The 18086-nt window shown below is 27.3% G+C and carries 23 protein-coding genes; 7 read left to right on the top strand and 16 right to left on the bottom strand.

The window, feature by feature from the left end:
* Positions 1-27: 27 nt before the first annotated feature.
* Entirely contained in the window at positions 28-1296 is a 1269-nt protein-coding gene (locus JW646_RS15480; RefSeq protein ID WP_228415590.1) for a Gfo/Idh/MocA family protein, read from the bottom strand.
* 72 nt (positions 1297-1368) lie between these two features.
* Positions 1369-2247 (bottom strand): DMT family transporter, encoded by an 879-nt coding sequence (locus tag JW646_RS15475; RefSeq protein ID WP_148556385.1) that lies wholly within the window; start codon positions 2245-2247, stop codon positions 1369-1371.
* Between the two features lie 219 nt (positions 2248-2466).
* Here JW646_RS15475 and JW646_RS15470 point away from each other — a divergent pair, with 219 nt between their 5' ends.
* A complete protein-coding gene (locus JW646_RS15470) occupies positions 2467-3087 on the top strand; it encodes a TrkA C-terminal domain-containing protein (protein ID WP_018590170.1) in 621 nt (206 codons plus the stop codon).
* A gap of 66 nt (positions 3088-3153) precedes the next feature.
* Here JW646_RS15470 and glpK read toward each other — a convergent pair whose 3' ends face one another.
* The 5 genes from glpK to JW646_RS15445 form a co-directional block, all read right to left on the bottom strand.
* Positions 3154-4659 (bottom strand): glycerol kinase GlpK, encoded by a 1506-nt coding sequence (gene glpK / locus JW646_RS15465; protein WP_228415589.1) that lies wholly within the window; start codon positions 4657-4659, stop codon positions 3154-3156.
* A gap of 213 nt (positions 4660-4872) precedes the next feature.
* A complete protein-coding gene (locus JW646_RS15460) occupies positions 4873-5073 on the bottom strand; it encodes a cold-shock protein (protein ID WP_018590168.1) in 201 nt (66 codons plus the stop codon).
* A 155-nt stretch (positions 5074-5228) separates the two neighbouring features.
* Entirely contained in the window at positions 5229-5486 is a 258-nt protein-coding gene (locus JW646_RS15455; protein WP_148556383.1) for a DUF1294 domain-containing protein, read from the bottom strand.
* 10 nt (positions 5487-5496) lie between these two features.
* Entirely contained in the window at positions 5497-6036 is a 540-nt protein-coding gene (locus JW646_RS15450) for a hypothetical protein (RefSeq protein WP_074915667.1), read from the bottom strand.
* A 14-nt stretch (positions 6037-6050) separates the two neighbouring features.
* Positions 6051-6860 (bottom strand): class I SAM-dependent methyltransferase, encoded by an 810-nt coding sequence (locus JW646_RS15445; protein WP_074915665.1) that lies wholly within the window; start codon positions 6858-6860, stop codon positions 6051-6053.
* A 99-nt stretch (positions 6861-6959) separates the two neighbouring features.
* Here JW646_RS15445 and JW646_RS15440 point away from each other — a divergent pair, with 99 nt between their 5' ends.
* Positions 6960-7478, top strand: coding sequence for a superoxide dismutase family protein (locus JW646_RS15440; RefSeq protein WP_228415588.1), 519 nt, complete (start codon positions 6960-6962; stop codon positions 7476-7478).
* Positions 7479-7621: 143 nt separating this feature from the next.
* A complete protein-coding gene (locus tag JW646_RS15435; RefSeq protein ID WP_228415587.1) occupies positions 7622-8263 on the top strand; it encodes a GyrI-like domain-containing protein in 642 nt (213 codons plus the stop codon).
* Positions 8264-8323: 60 nt separating this feature from the next.
* Here the strand turns inward: JW646_RS15435 and JW646_RS15430 are convergent, their stop codons facing one another.
* From JW646_RS15430 to JW646_RS20145, 4 genes are all read right to left on the bottom strand, one after another.
* On the bottom strand, positions 8324-9175 hold the full coding sequence (locus JW646_RS15430) for a CAP domain-containing protein (protein WP_228415586.1): 852 nt from the start codon (positions 9173-9175) through the stop codon (positions 8324-8326).
* Positions 9176-9406: 231 nt separating this feature from the next.
* Entirely contained in the window at positions 9407-9664 is a 258-nt protein-coding gene (locus JW646_RS15425; protein WP_074915660.1) for a hypothetical protein, read from the bottom strand.
* Positions 9665-9782: 118 nt separating this feature from the next.
* On the bottom strand, positions 9783-9938 hold the full coding sequence (locus JW646_RS15420) for a hypothetical protein (RefSeq protein WP_228415585.1): 156 nt from the start codon (positions 9936-9938) through the stop codon (positions 9783-9785).
* Positions 9913-10044, bottom strand: coding sequence for a hypothetical protein (locus tag JW646_RS20145; protein ID WP_255701425.1), 132 nt, complete (start codon positions 10042-10044; stop codon positions 9913-9915). Before JW646_RS20145 ends, JW646_RS15420 begins: the two co-directional genes overlap by 26 nt.
* 543 nt (positions 10045-10587) lie before the next feature.
* Here JW646_RS20145 and JW646_RS15415 point away from each other — a divergent pair.
* Positions 10588-11043: a hypothetical protein gene (locus tag JW646_RS15415; RefSeq protein WP_018589594.1), complete on the top strand. Its 456-nt coding sequence runs from the start codon at positions 10588-10590 to the stop codon at positions 11041-11043.
* Positions 11044-11110: 67 nt separating this feature from the next.
* On the opposite strand, the gene JW646_RS15410 is transcribed toward JW646_RS15415, so the two are convergent.
* Complete coding sequence (locus JW646_RS15410; protein WP_074915658.1) at positions 11111-11371, bottom strand: TIGR03905 family TSCPD domain-containing protein; 261 nt, start codon at positions 11369-11371, stop codon at positions 11111-11113.
* A gap of 145 nt (positions 11372-11516) precedes the next feature.
* Between JW646_RS15410 and JW646_RS15405 the strand changes: the two genes are divergently transcribed.
* Both JW646_RS15405 and JW646_RS15400 read left to right on the top strand, forming a co-directional pair.
* Positions 11517-11933 carry a hypothetical protein gene (locus JW646_RS15405; RefSeq protein ID WP_074915656.1) on the top strand — a complete coding sequence of 139 codons (417 nt, stop codon included), beginning with the start codon at positions 11517-11519 and terminating at the stop codon, positions 11931-11933.
* Positions 11934-12042: 109 nt separating this feature from the next.
* The gene (locus tag JW646_RS15400) at positions 12043-12801 is read left to right on the top strand and encodes a peptidylprolyl isomerase (RefSeq protein ID WP_148556377.1); all 759 of its coding nucleotides are present in this window, start codon (positions 12043-12045) and stop codon (positions 12799-12801) included.
* A 41-nt stretch (positions 12802-12842) separates the two neighbouring features.
* On the opposite strand, the gene JW646_RS15395 is transcribed toward JW646_RS15400, so the two are convergent.
* The 3 genes from JW646_RS15395 to JW646_RS15385 all read right to left on the bottom strand — a co-directional run bounded on the left by JW646_RS15395 (position 12843) and on the right by JW646_RS15385 (position 16831).
* On the bottom strand, positions 12843-13325 hold the full coding sequence (locus tag JW646_RS15395; RefSeq protein ID WP_083399257.1) for an Lrp/AsnC family transcriptional regulator: 483 nt from the start codon (positions 13323-13325) through the stop codon (positions 12843-12845).
* 155 nt (positions 13326-13480) lie between these two features.
* Positions 13481-16249: a calcium-translocating P-type ATPase, PMCA-type gene (locus JW646_RS15390; RefSeq protein WP_228415584.1), complete on the bottom strand. Its 2769-nt coding sequence runs from the start codon at positions 16247-16249 to the stop codon at positions 13481-13483.
* 156 nt (positions 16250-16405) lie between these two features.
* Positions 16406-16831 carry a CBS domain-containing protein gene (locus tag JW646_RS15385; protein ID WP_074915650.1) on the bottom strand — a complete coding sequence of 142 codons (426 nt, stop codon included), beginning with the start codon at positions 16829-16831 and terminating at the stop codon, positions 16406-16408.
* Between the two features lie 149 nt (positions 16832-16980).
* Between JW646_RS15385 and JW646_RS15380 the strand changes: the two genes are divergently transcribed.
* Entirely contained in the window at positions 16981-17742 is a 762-nt protein-coding gene (locus JW646_RS15380) for a hypothetical protein (RefSeq protein ID WP_148556375.1), read from the top strand.
* A gap of 101 nt (positions 17743-17843) precedes the next feature.
* Here the strand turns inward: JW646_RS15380 and JW646_RS15375 are convergent, their stop codons facing one another.
* Positions 17844-18044, bottom strand: coding sequence for a cold-shock protein (locus JW646_RS15375; RefSeq protein WP_018589602.1), 201 nt, complete (start codon positions 18042-18044; stop codon positions 17844-17846).
* Between the last annotated feature and the right edge of the window lie 42 nt (positions 18045-18086).

Raw genomic sequence — 18086 nt, 5'->3', positions numbered from 1 at the left:
TATCAAAAGATAGACTTTTTATTTCTATTAAAATAATAATTTTTCAATTTTCTTAGTCATCTCACAAGATTCACTCCAAAATTGATCTATATCTACTACTGTTTCACTTACATTTGCAAACTCACATGCAAATCCTGTAACATGGCTATTTATAGTTGAAATAACGCTAGATTTCAAATCATCAAGATTTCTATTTTCTACTTGATTTATAAAATCCTTTATTAATTGTTCTTCAAAATTATCTTTATCAAGTTTGATCACTACTTCTTCCTCATTAACAAATTTTTTAATAATAATAGTGTTGTCTTGCAAATCTGCATAAACTTCTCCATGAGTAAACATGAGTGTAAAGTTTCTATTTTCTTTTTTTGTAAATGCACTAATATTAAGTGTTGCTGTAATATTATTTTTAAATTTAAGTATACTTATTATATTATCAGAAACATTATTATCACAAGAATAGACACATTGACCATATTGGCCCTCTTTTAATATATTATTTATGTTTTCTTTAGTTGGATTTATATGTAGTGCATGACTCATTTCATCTTCAGCTATGTAAATTTTTTGAGCACAATAAGGACATTCTTTTTCTTTACTACATCTTATACATAACTCACTCATATCCAGTTGTAAATTTTCCCTCATAAAATGATTCAGTTTACCAAAGGATGAAATCTTCTCACATTGTGAATTTGTTAAAAATTCAAGTATGTCTAAATCATAGCAACTATTTGTCAAAATAAGTGGAGCCGTATCATTATCTAATCTCCAATTCCCTCTTACAAAATTATGTGCAAATTTTCTATATCCTATATAAGAATTATAATTAATATTAATTAAATTCCCCATCTCTTTGCTTAATATTATTTGTCTAATCTTTAAGAATAACTTTGAATATCTAAAAGGCGTTGCAGCCATAAAAACTTTATCTTTGTTTTTTTCACATAAATCTTTTAAATGAACTAATTTATCTAGGTTATTGGCAACAGGGCCTTCGACTAACACATCATAACCTTTTTTTAAAGCAGAAGCAGCTATATAAAAATGAGTATTATCATTACTACAAACTATAACTGCATCTGCCATTTTTTCTTTTTTTAAAAAAACATCTATATTTTCAAAGACTTTATCCTCAGATAAATTAAATATTTCCTTAAACTTTTCTCTTCTTCCTATTTTACTTTCTACAACCGCTACAACTTCACATATATCATTATTATTTTTTATAAATTCACCATAAGTGTATCTCCCCCTTACACCTGCTCCAATTATAGCTAATTTAACTTTATTCATCAAACAATCCCCTTTATTAGAAAAATAAATTACTTCTATAAATAATTATAATATACATTTTTCATATTTAGATTATTTTCTTAACTTATCTTGTCTTTTATTATATAAAAACATATATAATGCTGCAGCAAATATTATAAAGTAACCTACAATACTAAGACTATCTGGATATACACCAAATAAGAATATACTTAAAATAGCTGAAAATATTATATTACTATAATCAAATATAGAAATTTCTTTAGCTGGGGCATATTTGTATGCTAAGGTAACTCCAAATTGACCAAGACTGGCAAATACCCCTGCTAATATTAAATAAATAAACTGCACAGGTGTCATTGGCTCATAAACCATTAGAAACATTGGTAAAACTGTAATTAATGAAAACGTGGAAAAGAAAAATACAATAGTATAATACTCTTCTTTATTTCCTAACATTCTTACAAAAGTATATGCAAGAGCAGCAAATACTGCACTTAAAAAGCCTATCATGTATGGCACAACTCTAACATCAAAAGTAGGTTTTATTATAAATAATGCACCAATAAATGCAACAATAATAGCTAATATTTGCTTTGAATTAATTTTTTCCTTTAGTATTAAAGCGCAAAATATTACTACTAAAAATGGACTTATTTTATTTAACATATTTGCATCTGATAATACTAGTTTGTCTATAGCATAATAATTAAAAATAACTCCAATTGTTCCAAATATAGAACGATAGATTAATATTTTTCTATTTTCTTTTTTTCCTGTAAAGCTTCCTCTATGTTTTATTATTAAAAATAATGCAATTATTGCAGCTACCAAATTTCTAAAAAATACTTTTTGCATATTAGGTAAGTCACCTGATAATTTTATAAAAGCCGACATCACTGCAAATCCAAAGGCAGATAAAATAATAAAGAATATGCCTTTTAATCTGTTTGATTTTGTTATTTCACTCATTTTTTCTCCTTTTATTTATTAATTTTTTCTAAAATTACACTAATCTATTTTATATGTGCAAAATACAATAGTCAAATTTTTTATACCCATTTCATTACATTTATATTTATACATATTTATATTTTTTATGATAGCGTATTGCATATTTCTAAATTATCTATACAATATTAATAGTGATATTATTTTATATTTTACAATTTTAAAATAGAAGGTGAATAAATGAAAGAAAAATATACCGTTCCTATATATCAAAAAATAGCATTAGATTTAGCAAATAAGATACATACTGGGGACATAAAAGAAGGTAGTACTCTTTATGGTCGTTCTATACTTGCAGGGAAATACAATGTCTCTCCAGAGACAATAAGGAGAGCCATAAAACTACTAGAAGATATCGACATAGTTGAGAGTATAAAAGGTAAGGGTGTAATAGTATTGTCTTCTAATAATGCATTATCTTTTATAAAAAAATATGAAGACATTACAAATATATCTTCTTATAAAAGTAATTTATATAGATTACTAGAAGATAAATCAAGAATTGATAGCGATATAATTCTTACATTAAACAAAATTTTAGATTATTCTGATAGATTAGAAGTTATTAATCCTCTAGTTCCTATACAATTCACTGTAGAAGCTCACTGCAAATTTATTGGGAAAACAGCAGCAGAAACTAAATTTTGGCAAAATACTGGGGCTACTATTGTTGCAATAAAAAGAGGAGATGAATTAATTATTTCTCCAGGACCTTATATAGTATTTATGGAAAAAGATATATTATTAGTTGTTGGTGATAGATATATTTACAACTCAGTGCCAACTTTCTTATACGATTAAATTTTTACTTGAAAATTTACTATTAACAAAGGCATATGAAGCCTGTCATCTTCATATGCCTTATTATTATTCTTCGTCTTCTCTGGCCCAATCAAGTGCTCTAGATACAGATTTTTTCCACCCCTTGTAAAGTTTTTTTCTTTTCTCATCTTCCATAGAAGGTGTAAAGTGCTTATCTGACTTGCAATTGTTTTTTATGTTACTAAGGTTATCATAAAAACCTACTGCTAATCCTGCTAAATATGCTGCACCAAGTGCAGTTGTCTCTACAATTTTAGGCCTATCTATATTTACATTTAAAATATCAGATTGAAACTGCATTAAGAAATTATTTTTACTAGCACCACCATCAACTCTTAAATCTTTTAATAATATATTAGAGTCTTCTTCCATGGCAGCAAGCACATCCTTAGTTTGATAAGCTATAGATTCCAAAGTTGCTCTAATTATATGTTCCTTTTTAGCACCTCTACTAAGACCTAGTATAGTTCCCCTCGCATACATATCCCAGTATGGTGCCCCAAGACCAGTAAAGGCTGGAACCACATATACACCATTTGTATCCTCTACTTTATTTGCATAATCTTCGCTATCAGAAGCATTTTTCAACATACGAAGTTCATCTCTAAGCCATTGAATAGATGCACCACCCATAAATATACTTCCTTCTAGTGCGTAAGTTACACTCTCTCCTATTCCCCAGGCAATTGTAGTTAATAATCCATTTTTTGATTTGACTAATTTGTTTCCTGTATTCATTAATAAGAAACATCCTGTACCATAAGTATTTTTAACACTACCTTCTTCAAAACAAGTTTGCCCAAATAATGCTGCTTGTTGATCTCCTGCACAACCTGCAATAGGCACTTCTTCACCAAATATATGCATATCTGTATTGCCATATATGTAACTAGATGGTTTAACTTTAGGAAGCATGCTTAATGGAATATTAAGCTCTTTTAGTATGTCTTCATCCCATTTTAATTCATTTATGTTGAACATCATAGTTCTAGAAGCATTGGAATAATCTGTAACATGAACTTTTTTATTTGTTAATTTCCATATTAACCAAGTATCCACCGTTCCAAATAAAAGTTCTCCTCTTTCTGCTTTTTCTCTAGCACCTTTCACATTGTCTAATATCCATTTTACTTTTGTTGCAGAAAAGTACGCATCGATTATAAGCCCCGTCTTATCTCTTATCACCTGTTCTAAATTCTTTTCCTTTAATTCATCACAAATCTTTGATGTTCTTCTACATTGCCATACAATGGCGTTATAAATAGGTTTTCCTGTATTTTTATCCCATACTATTGTAGTTTCTCTTTGATTTGTTATTCCTATAGCCGCTATTTCTTTTGGGTCTATTGATGCAGTTTCCACAACTTCTCTCATAACACCACTTTGACAACCCCAAATTTCCATAGGATCATGTTCTACCCATCCTGACTGTGGGAATATTTGACTAAACTCTTTTTGTGACACAGATACTATTTCACCTTGTTTATTAAAAATTACCGCTCTAGAGCTTGTCGTTCCTTGGTCTAGGGCAATTACGTATTTTTTTTCCATCAATCTTCCTCCAATTTTAAAAATGAAACCTTATATTAAAATCATATTATTTTTCTATATATTTTAATTATATATTTTCATAATTAGTTTGTAAAAGAATTTTCTATTTTAACACTTATTAATATTTACTTTAATTTATTTAAATAATAGTCCACAATTTTCACACTAAAAAAAGACCCCCGTAGGGGTCTTAAAAGCATTCTGACAAATATATTATAATATAGTTATGTTAGCTGCTTGAAGACCTTTAGCACCTTCAACTATATCAAAGCTTACTTTTTGACCTTCTTCTAATGATTTGAATCCATCACCTTGTATAGCTGTGAAATGAGCGAATACATCATCTCCACCTTCTACAGATATAAATCCGAATCCTTTTTCGTTGTTAAACCATTTTACTGTTCCGTTATTCATTTTGGAATCTCCTATAAACCTACATCAAGCTTTTCTTGACTTACTGTGTATTTCTACAATATTTATTATAACATTATTTTTTAAAAATAGCTACCTTTTTATTTTTGTGATTTTAATTTTTCCTATATCATTTATATAACTATTTACATAACTATTTATAGCATTTTCGTCATACTATATATCATTATTATATTGAATATTAGCAATGATGGAACTCCATATACAAATTTATTGTGTTTAGTCTTGTGATGAAACTTATACATTCCTATTAGCATCCCTAGACTTCCTCCTAAAACGCATATAAAAAGCAAGTTCTTTTCTGGTATTCTGTAAGCTTTTTTTATAGCTTTTTTCTTATCTATATTCATTATAAAAAATCCAATTACATTTATTATTATTAAGTAATATATCAATTTACTTCTCCTAACTAACTTCCTCAATTTTTATACCTTTTATTATACTGTCTATTATGTTAGCGTTATTGTTGTAATTTTCCATATTCGTTTCTAAATGAATGCGAAAATCCCACTGCTCTGTTGATATTAATACATCTTCATTGAAAACTTCTTTTTCATCTGTTTTAGTTTTATATGTGGCTTTAAAAGCTGGATAAGATAACTTCTTGCTAATTTCATCATCTACGCTTTTATCCTTTTGTTTTAAGTCATATATATCCTTATTTTCTATGTATACTGGAAATTCTGAGTAGTCTTTATGCTTCATTCTTTCCAAAGTAAATTTGATATTTTCATATTTATAGCTTTGTTTATAATATCCGTCATCTTTATTTTCTTCGTCTATAAATTCACTCTCTGTAAAATATTTACTGTCACTTATCATTATTAAATTTACAGATGGTGTATTTTTACCTTCGTCAACAACTTCTTTTTTACTTTCTTTGTTGTTACATCCTACGCTAAATAATAAACATAGTGACATAATTAAAACACTTAATCTTTTCAATTTAATTCCTCCTTTTAATCTGTACTCCATATAAGAGTAGCTATAGTAGAGTTTATCTCTTCTTCTACACATCCATTATGACTTATATCTTTTAAAAATTGTTTTATTTTACTTTCCTCATCATCATTAATTTTTCTAATTGTTTTTATTTTTTTTATGTATGTATTATAGGCTTTTTCTAATGGCTCCTTATAAATCCAATTTTTATATTCATAATTTATTTTAGGCATATATCCTTGTAAAAATAACATATTTATAGCATATAAAAAGTTTAAATTTTGTTCATCATCTGAAACATTTACAATTTTCCTTAGTTTATCATAAACAGTATCATTTCTTTTTATATTAACCCTCAGTGCACAATATTTCTTACTAGCTTCATTCATTTTTTCAAGAGTAAATGCACTTTGTATGGCAGGTGTCATGGATGCAAAAACAAAATCAAACTTTTTATATAAATTTGATTTTTTTATGTTTAATTCATGCCAATCATCACAAATAAAAGAAGCATTATTAATATTAAACTTCCTTTTATTCTCATTAGCATAATATATCATTTTAGGTGATAAGTCTACTCCATATATATGGCTGCACTCCTTAGATAGTGAAAGAGTATATTTCCCTCCTCCACACCCTACATCTAGTACTTTAAAGTTATTTTTTATTAAATTCTCATCTTTTAAAAATTTTATAAATTCATCATTTTCCCTAGTTAAAATCTTATAATTTCCAAAATGATCTGCCTTTTCATCCCATAAATTTATATTAGCTTCTTTATCCTGATTCTTCAGTCCCCACTTCAACCTTATTTCGTTTATGTCCATTTATTATCCCCCCTAAAATTTCACCTATTTATATTGTAACAATTTATTTTTAAAAATCATAAAATACTTTATATAAATTTAAATATAAGGGGGTTGAATATGGATTTCCCAATAATAAATAATGAGATGATTAAAGTTTTTTCCTCTTATCGACCTAATTACCCTACGGCTATTGCAAAAATTCAAGGTGATGCAAATAATCCATCCTTAAAAGGTGAGGTACTTTTTTATCAATTAGACCAAGGCGTCTATATTAAAGCATATATTATAGGAATACCTAACACTGATTCTAAGGGTGAACCTACAAAATTTCACGGTTTCCATATACATGAAGTAGGAGATTGTAGTCTTGGAACACCTCAAAATCCTTTCCCATCTACAGGGGGGCATTTTAATCCTGGTGATAGTGAGCATCCTTTTCATGCCGGTGATTTGCCTCCAATTTTATCCGCTAATGGAATTGGTATTTTGTCTGTTTTTACAAATAACTTTCGTGTAATAGATATTTTAGAAAGATCTATTGTTCTTCATGAAAACCGTGATGATTTTACATCCCAACCATCTGGTATGTCTGGAAATAAAATTGCTTGCGGTAAAATATTACCTTATCATTATTAAATGATTTTTAGAGTATTATTAAATAATTTTAATAATACTCTTTTATTTTCACAAACTTGACATTGATCAGCAATCTAACTATTATTTACTTAGTATATTTTATTATTTATCTAATTTTTTTAAGTAATACATAAGGAGGACTTATGATTGAAAAGTATGATTTTAAAAAAGAATATAAAAACTTGTATTCATCAAGACAAAAACCAATATTAATAGATGTTCCACCTTTAAATTATATTATGATAGATGGTATAGGAAAACCAACGGGAGAAAACTACCAAAACGCTATGCAAATTTTATACGCTCTTACTTATACTATTAAAATGAGTAAAAAAGGAGATAAACATATTAAGGGCTATTATGAATATGTAATTCCTCCTTTAGAAGGTTTGTGGTATTTAGACAATGGTAAACTTGACTTTAATGTAAGCAAAGACAAATGGTTATGGACTTCTATGATTGCCCAACCCGACTTTGTAAATGAATATATTTTTAATTGGGCTTTAGATGAATGTAAGAATAAAAAACCCAATTTGGATTTTTCAAAGGCTAGATTTGAAACTTTTGCTGAAGGTTTATGTGTACAGTCTATGCATATTGGCTCATATGATGATGAGCTTAGAACTATTGCTAAAATCGAAAAATATATGGATGAAAATAAGTTAACAAACGTTACAAGTAATATTAGGAAGCACCACGAAATTTATTTATCTGATCCTAGAAGAACTTCACCTGAAAAATTAAGAACTATTCTTAGATTTCCTGTAGAGAAAACTTCATTTTAAAAAAAGGGCTGTGTTATAACAATATTTAATTGTTTATTACACAACCCTTTTAATTATTTATTATTTACCTATAAACATTTGTGTCCAATATAAAGTTCCATTTGAACTTTTTGCTACTCCCACACCTATATCTGTAAAGTTTGGATTTAATATATTTTCTCTATGTCCTTGAGAATTCATCCAAGCATTTACAACCTCTGCTGGAGTTTTTTGTCCCATAGCTATATTCTCTCCTGCTGCCTTATAGCTTATGTTAAATTGCTTCATCATGTCAAATGGTGAACCATAAGTTGGAGAAGTATGGCTAAAGTAATTTTTATTTATCATATCTTGTGATTTTAATGTTGCCACATTAGATAATTGACTATTGAAAGATAGTTCACTTAAACCTCTTTTACTTCTTTCCACGTTAACAAGTCTAGTTACTTCTTTTTGGAAGCTTGAAAAAGATCCTGTTGTACTTTCATTATTATTTGATGTATTATTGTCAGTACTTGGCTTTTCAACTACATTGTCATTTTTATCATTTGTGTTGTTATTATTGTTTCCTGTGTTTGCATTGTTATTGCCTTGGTTATTACTATTTCCTGCATTAGTATTGTTATTATTTTGGTTACTATTATTTCCTGCATTAGTATTGTTATTATTTTGGTTATTATTATTTCCTGTATTAGCGTTGTTATTACCTTGGTTATTATTATTTCCTGTTGAAGTATCTTCCTTATGTGATGGTTTATTACTTACCACTAGAGGTATTTTATATTTTTTACCATTTATGTTAAGGTATACTGCTCCTTTTGTTTTATGAGTATCAATTGTTTTTTTACATAGAGCACTTGATGATACTATGCTAGAACCTGCTATTACAGTAACTAATCCAGCTGTCAATAATGTTTTAAATTTTTTATTCATACAATCCACCGTCCTGTTTTCTAAATTTGTAACTTTTTTGTAACCTTATGTGTACAGGTTACCCCTGTGATTAGTATTCTAGCATCATTTCATTAGATTTTTAACTGTTATTTAATGTAAATTTATTATTTTGCCCCTAAATTTGTTGAAATATACATGTTTTTTCACAAAAAAATACAACATAATTTTCACTATGTTGTAACTTTTACATTTTATTTTGTAACCTTTTTGTTAATTATCAAAGTCTACATGATATGTCTTTCCATCTGCTTTTATATCTAAATAAGATAAATTAAATTGTTCTTCCATTACATCTATTTTGTACTCATATATTACATCATCTTCTTTTTTACTCATAAATATGTAACTACCTTCTTCTTTATCTTCTATTTCATCACATATTTCATCATAAATTTCTTCCCCACTTATTGTTCCTTTATATCCTGATGCATATATTTTATCTTCTATCATTTTATATAATTCTTCCATTTGATGACACTCCTTAATATTAATTTTTAATCATAATTATATATTATACACAAATATAAAATAATTAAAATATTTTCTTTAATTCCCATTTTACAAATAAATAGTCATAATTATTTATTTATAAAATATAACTAAAATCCAAATTATCATTAGATTCATAGGCTATTGTTTTTGCTGTACCCTTATCAACTTCCCCAATGATAGTACAGCATTTATTCAATTTTTCTTCACTTTCTGGATCTAACCCCTTAGTAATTTCCTTCACTTCTATCAAACAATAAACCCGTAGATATATTTGCTACGCATAAGGTTCCATAGATGCATCCACGCCCTCCTAAGCCTCCAAAAAGCCCTGAAGTAACTCTAACAATACTATTCATCCACATTCATATCAAAATCACTTACTATTGCTTTTATTGCAGATTTTTAAGATGATAATTTTTTATTTTTAAAGTAGTTTTGTCGCTCTTTCCAAATTGAATTTAAATCAATTTTTTTCATAACAAATACCCTTTATTTTTTCATAATAAATTTACATTAAATTCTAATTACTTATTTATAATTAATGTAAAGATAATCTTAGTGATATGTATTTTAATATCTCTGATGATGATGAAAAATTTTTCGTCATCATCTCCCCTTTTTTACCTACATAAAATAGTTATATATAGTTAATACTATCATAGTTACATCAATTAGTTTTCAAATCATTTTTAATTCAATATAATTATTATTGTTTTAAAAAATCTTTTCCCATCTCATTTATTTTCTTTTTATACTTTTTATGTTAAAATAGTTATTATATTTTGATAATCTTGAATATAAATTTTAATAGATATTTTGTTAATAATATAAATATAATATTTGTTTCAAGTATCAAAGATAAATAGATTAAATTCTATTAAGGAAACAGGAGGATTGAAATGAGCATAAGACAAAAATTTGCCGAATCATTTGCAAGATCTAAGACGATGACCGGCCCAGAAAAAAGAGCCAACGAAATAATGGGGAAAATCCTTTTAAAAAAAGCTATACTTCCAATAGTTGCTATGGTTGTAGTTATTATAGCATTTGCTGCACTAAGAATTAATGGTTGGTATGCTTTTGCAATAAACATAGCAATAGCAATTGGTACTTTCTTCTATATGAGAAACGCTAGTAAAAAGTATCAAGCTTTTAAACCTTATGTTGGTAACTTAATAAAAGTTGAGAAAAAAGGTAAAAAAGAATATGTTGCAATCATAAAACAAGGTAAAATGCCTGTTAAATTACAAATAGCCTATGGTGGAGAAGATTTAGAGAACATTAAGAAAAATCAACTTGTACAAATAAGCTACAATCCAGATTACAAAATAGCTATATTAGTTACAAAGCAATAATATTAATTAATAATTAATACATATAAAAAACTTCTACTATTTTTAGTAGAAGTTTTTTATTATTTGTTTAATCTTTATTAAGCACATAGTCTCTGTAGATTTTAAGCGCTTTTGCAAGCTGATCTGGACAAGATGTATTTTTATTTCTACAAGGTATATATTCAAGTTGATCAATTATCTCATCAATATGTCTTCCCTCAACAAAATGTTTTAAAGCTATTAATGAACCATCGCATCCTCCATCAAATACTACATCTAATAAAATATCATCTTTTATATTTAATAAAATAGATTTTGAACAAACACCATGAGTATAATATCTATACATTTTCTTCACCCCCATAATAATTTATGATAAAAAAAATGCTATAATGATATTATAATTATTTATCTTAATAAAATTTAATGTTTAAGAAGCAAAATTGAGGTAAATAGTAATAGTAAAATATTACTCATGTGAAAGGAGTATAAATTTGAAAAAAGAATATTATTTAGAAATGGGTTTTAGAGGCCTAACTCTTATTTTCTGGCCCATAATAATATATAAATGGATTTTCATTCCAAATATTTATGTGGAGAAAAATTCTCTTTTAATCTTTACTATTTTGGCTATAATATACATAATAAATATTGGAATTTTACAAATAAAATATAAACTTTTAGATAATATAATAATATACTATAGAATTTCCACATTAGTAGCTTTTATATTAACATTAGCATCATTTTTGCTATATCCTACTAATATAACATTAATGTGGTTGAAATTATTATCTATTTTTATCTACTTCTATATTTCTTTTAAAAATGTTTATAATCACAAAATAGAAGAATGTGTAGTAGGTATGATTAGTTCAGTGTTATTGTTAGTCATAAGCATATGCTATTAATTACCATACATTAATATAAGGAAATATTAGACATAGTATATATTTTTTGGTATTATTTATACTGAAAGCTATTATAAAATTTTAAGGGTATAAAGGAGTAACTAATAATATGGAAAAGAAAATATTAGCTAAAGTTGGAGAAAAAGAAATATCTAACTTAGACGTTCAAAGTGCAATCCAAGGACTAGATCCTTACCAAGCACAACAATTTCAAACTGAAGAAGGTCAAAAATATGTATTAGATGATTTAATAAATCAAGAATTATTATACATATATGCAAAAGACAACAAAATAGACCAAGATGAAGAATTCAGAAACGAAATGAAAAGAGTAGAAGAAAATGTATTAAAACAATACGTTATAAACAAAATATTAACTAGCGTTAAATTAACTGAAGAAGAAAAAAGAGCTTTCTTTGAAGCTCAAAAGCAAAACTTCTCTAAACCAGAAACTGCTTCAGCTAAGCATATATTAGTTGATAGCGAAGAAAAAGCTAATGATATATTAGGTAAAATAAATACTGGTGAAGTATCATTCGAAGATGCTGCTAAAGAGCATTCTTCTTGCCCATCAAAGGATGCTGGTGGAGATTTAGGTTCTTTTGGAAGAGGACAAATGGTTCCAGAATTTGAGGAAGCTGTATTCAATATGAATAAAGGTGAAGTAAGTGGACCTGTTAAAACTCAATTCGGATATCACTTAATCAAATTAGAAGATAGAAAAGAAAGTATTCTTCCTGAATATGATGAAGTTGCTGAAGAAGTAGGAAAAACTTTATTATACCAAAAACAAGGTGAAGTTTATCAACAAAAACTAAATGAAGTTAAGTCTTCATTACCTAATGCAGTTGAATATATGAATAAATAATTAATAAAACAGCTCTTAGATCATCTAAGAGCTGTTTTTAATTATATAAATATTCCATTACTTTTATATTTTTTAGTTATTAAGTTAAAATTAACTTCTGTCACACCTTTAATTTTGTAAACTTCCTCAAATATAAAATTGTTTAGTTCTTGAAAATCTTTCACATATCCATGAACATGCAATTCGTTCTTCCCCGTTGTAGCACATACTGATTCTATTTGCGGATGCTTGCAAAGTTCATTTGCAACAAAATCAATTTCACTTGGTGTTGCAGATATTTGTAAAAATACAGCTGTATTAAGTCCTACTTTAGGTGAGTTAACCTGTACTGTAAATTTTTCAATTATTCCCTCTTCTGTCATTTTCATAACTCGCTCTCTTACAGCCATACGAGATAGATGTACTTCTCTTGCTATTTCTGCGTAAGAAATTCTACAATCGTTTGCCAATAGCCTTAATATGTCCATGTCAATCTTATTTAGCTTCAGGCCAATTTTATTAAAGTTCAAAGTATCTTCTTTCATAAAATCAACACCCCCCCTTAAAGTCAATTATATCATCATAAAATAAGGGTGTATACATAATTTACCATTATATGCTATTTTTTGTATATTATTTCAAATTCTTTTGTACTTTTGTATGTGAAAACTTTTATTAATTTATCTAAATAGAATTTTTATTATCTCCTAAATAAAAGATTTCTTTGTTTCCTTACTATTCTAAGGGCTAGTTTAACAATTTCATTTAAAATAAGTACCATGGAAGACAATAAAATTATTTTACACCACATAAGTACACTTAACGGAACTGAACTAAAAAATTCTCTAAATATTTGTGTAAACAATATCTGAGCTACTGCTGTAAGAAATATCACTTCAAGAGCTAATTTGTTTTCAAAAAAATTTGGTATTGTGCTATTTAGTCCAAACTCTCTGCAGTTTAGCGCATTAAACAATGCACTAAATGCAAATAAAGAAAATATAACAGTTCCTTGTTCAGTTGGTGTAGCATTTAGTATGTTAAAGTACTCTTGTAATTGAACTATAGATACTATAAGCAATGCATTAATAAATATATTAATACACATACTTCTTGCTATAATACCAGCATTTCTTCTTATTGGATTTCTTTTAAGAACATAATCTCTTACAGGCTCTAATCCTAAAGCTAGCGCTGGAGGTCCATCCATAATTATATTCACCCATAATAATTGTATTGTCGTAAAAGGCATTTCTTCTCCTAAAACTTGTGATATTATAGCTGTAACAAAGGCAACTATATTTACTGTAAGTTGAAACTGTATAAATCTTTGGAAGTTTTCATATATTCCTCTTCCCCATTTTATCCCATCAACTATAGTACTAAAGCTATCATCTGTTAAAATTATATCCGATGCGTTTTTTGAAACTTCAGTTCCTGATATTCCCATTGCAATTCCTACATCTGCTTTACTTAATGCTGGTGCATCATTTATTCCATCACCTGTAACAGCTACAACCTCCATATTCTTTTGTAATGCTTGTACAACTCTCATCTTTGTGTCAGGTTTTGAACGAGCAACTATAGATATTTCATTAATTTCTTTTCTTAATTCTTCATCTGACAATATATCAATATATGTAGCTTCAACAGCTTTTTTATTCCCATCTAATAATCCTATTTCCTTTCCTATGGCTATCGCTGTATTAATATTATCACCTGTAAGCATTTTAACTGTAACACCTGCGTTATAAGCTGTTTCAATAGATTCTTTTACTCCCTCTCTCAAAGGATCCACAATTCCCACAAATCCACTAAATATTAAATCACTGTCATTTTCATACAGCTCTGTATATTCATTAAGATATTGTATATCTTCAAATGTTGCAGCAACTTCCATAGAGGCTCTATCTATATTTTTATAAGCGAACCCTAAAGTTCTCATTGATTTATTTTGAAGTTTTTTAATTTCACTTAATAAATGTTTTTTCATTTGAGGCGTCATTGTCACAATATCTTTTCCTTTTTGTAAATAATCACATTTTTTTATTAAAACTTCTGGAGCCCCTTTGCTTAGAAATATTCCCTTATTTTCTATATCAATTAAAGAAGACATTCTTTTTTTCTCTGAGCTAAAAGGCACTTGAGATAATAAATTAGTATTTTTTCTAAAACTCTTATAGTCTTTGTCAATATGATATAAAAGCAGAGCACATTCTGTTGCACTTCCTATATACTTGTAAGACTTGTCCACTTTTTCTATATCAGCTGTTGAATTTACTATACAGTTTTCTTCAAAATAACTATAACTCCTATGTCCTTTGCTACTTATATACTTTCCATCAATATAGGCAACCTCAACAACCATCTTATTTTTAGTTAAAGTTCCCGTTTTGTCTGAACAAATTACAGATACACACCCAATAGTTTCACATGCTTCCTTTTTAGTTACGAGTGCATTTATTTTAGCCATCTTTTGCATAGTAATAGCTAGAGTAATATTAACCATAGTTGGTAAACCTTCTGGAACAGTAGCTACAATCAAGGCTATGCACACCATATATATGTCCTTAGCAGGCTCTAATGATTGTAAAAATGGAATAAATCCTGAATTATTTAAACTTATTTGTCCATTTATACTCATTTTCGTAATCATATATATACATAATAAAAATGATATAACACCTGAAATAACTGCAATATTAGCTCCTAATTTACCAAGTTTTATTTGAAGTGGAGTTTGTACACTATCATCACTTATATTTTCAGCTATCTTACCCATCTCAGTCTTATCACCAGTGGCAGTTACAAGCATTGTACCTCTTCCATAAGCTACAAATGTTCCTCCAAACACCATGTTTATTTGTTTTGCTGGTATTGTCTCTTGTTCTATTATTTCAGTTTTTCCATAAACAACTTCCATTTCTACTATTTCATCTTCACTCTTAGCAACATCTGCCGATTCTCCTGTAAGCATGTCCTCTCTTAACTTTAAATTTATAGACTCTATTAACCTTCCATCTGCTGGTATCATATTCCCACTTTCTATATAAACTATATCTCCAGGTACTAAGTCTTTCTTAGAAATCTGATGAATATTTCCTTCTCTTAATACTTTTACTTCTATATTTTCAGTTAATTTAGATAGAGATTCAGCTGCTTTTTTTGATTTATTTTCCGTTACAGCTCCTATAGATAACCCTAATAAGACTGCTATAAAAATTCCAATGGCATCATGTATTTCTCCTATAAATGCACTTATTACAGCTGCTGTTAGCAAAATAAGTATCATAGGTTCCATAACACTCTCACTTATAACTTCATACAAAGGCTTTCTTTCTTTAGCTTTGAACTCATTATAACCATAAGTATTTCGTCTTAATTCTACGTCATTACTACTTAATCCAGTTTCTTTGCTTACCTTTAAATATTTTAAGCTTTCATTAGTTGATTTATTATAGTATCTCATATTTTTATCCCCCTAGTTACTCTCACTCAAACTTGTATAAATATATGTATCTTTGCATTTAGATATTCTAGTAACTAAGTTAAAAAATTTTAATTTATATTCAAATAAAAAAATAGATAAATCCCATTAGAATTTATCTATTTTCTAAAACTATTTTTATATTTTTACAGTTTTATGTATTTTATCGTAACAATATTCAATAATCTCTTTTCGTTTTATTATTCCAATAAAAGTCTCATGGTCATCAATTACCGGAACAAAATTTTGATTTCTAGCCTTTGATATTAGGTCCTCAATATTTGCTTCCACACATACCGGCGTATTGTCCTTTCTTCTTTTTATTGTACTAATTGGCATATCTTCCAATGCTTTAAAATCAAGTGTCTTCTCTTGAAAATTATCTTTTAGTGTCCACAACAAGTCGCCTTCTGTTATAGTTCCTACATATTTCCCTTCACGAGTCAATATAGGTATAGATGAATATTTATGATACTCCATCTTTTCTAGAGTTTGTCTCAATGTATAGTCTTCATAAATAAAAGCCACTTCACTTTTTGGTGTTAAGAAAAACAATATATTCATTAACATTACACCTCCAAAATTAACTAGCTAATTATAAAAGTATTTCCCTTAATATTAATTTTATCATATTTGCCTCATAATTAAAATTTATATTTTGAATTTCAATTTAAAGGGTATAAATATACTACTAACTTTTTTGGAGGAATAAAATGAATTATCAATTAGAATTAAGGAATTACTTATACAAAATATACAATGAAAAAATTTATCAAATACTTATAAAGGAAGACTTATCTAAATTAAAAAACATGAATTTAAATGAAATTAAGTCTTTATTAAACTCAAAGGAAGTTTATTTGGGTAGCGATTTAGATGATTATATTATAAATTTAATACCAGAAGGATTTAAAGGATATCTTTTAAGAAAAACTATTTCAAAAGAACATAATCTTACTTATCCTCTACTTTATGATGAAGATGGTAAACAATTAAAAGTTTATACTCATAATAGTTTTTCTACTGTACTTTGGAAAGACTTTACTAATGAAACATTTATTGAAGATTTGAACAATAAATTTAGTTGTAAAGACTTTTATAATTATGTAAATGAAAATCTTCATATCATATATAGCAATTTAATTAATAAAATTGAAGTTTTTAAAAATGATAATGTTATTATTATACCTTATAAAAGTAATAATTTAGTGAATACTGTAAAAGAAATGATTTTAAGTAAAAAGCTAGATTTTTCTTATGCTTTATCATTTGTAGATATGGTTAAAATAAGAGAAGAAATGGAATCTTTTGCTATTGACCTTTCTTACTACGATGAGTTTGATAAACTAGAAGATGATTTGGAAGAGTGTTTAAATAAATTTTTTAAATACAATGATAGTGAGTTGTATGATTTATTAATAAATAAAGAGAACTTTACTTTAATAGATAATAATAAATTAGTTAAAAAAATTTAACCTCAAAAAAAAGCCACTTTAATAGGTGGCTTTTCTTTCACATATGACTAGATATTACTAATATTTTGTTACTAATTAATACTAATATATATGAATTTTAATTATATTCTTACTACGTTAGCAGCTTGAGGACCTTTTGCACCTTCAACTACGTCGAATTCTACATTTTGTCCTTCTTCTAATGACTTGTATCCATCACCTTGTATAGCTGAAAAGTGTACGAAAACATCTCCTTCACCTTCTACAGATATAAATCCAAATCCTTTTTCATTGTTAAACCATTTTACTACACCAGTTTTCATTTAATTAAATCCTCCTAAAAACACACTTTAATTTAGCTGCTT

The sequence above is a fragment of the Terrisporobacter hibernicus genome, assembly GCF_020809405.1.
Classification (GTDB): domain Bacteria; phylum Bacillota; class Clostridia; order Peptostreptococcales; family Peptostreptococcaceae; genus Terrisporobacter; species Terrisporobacter petrolearius.
This window is presented reverse-complemented; position numbering and strand designations above follow the sequence as displayed.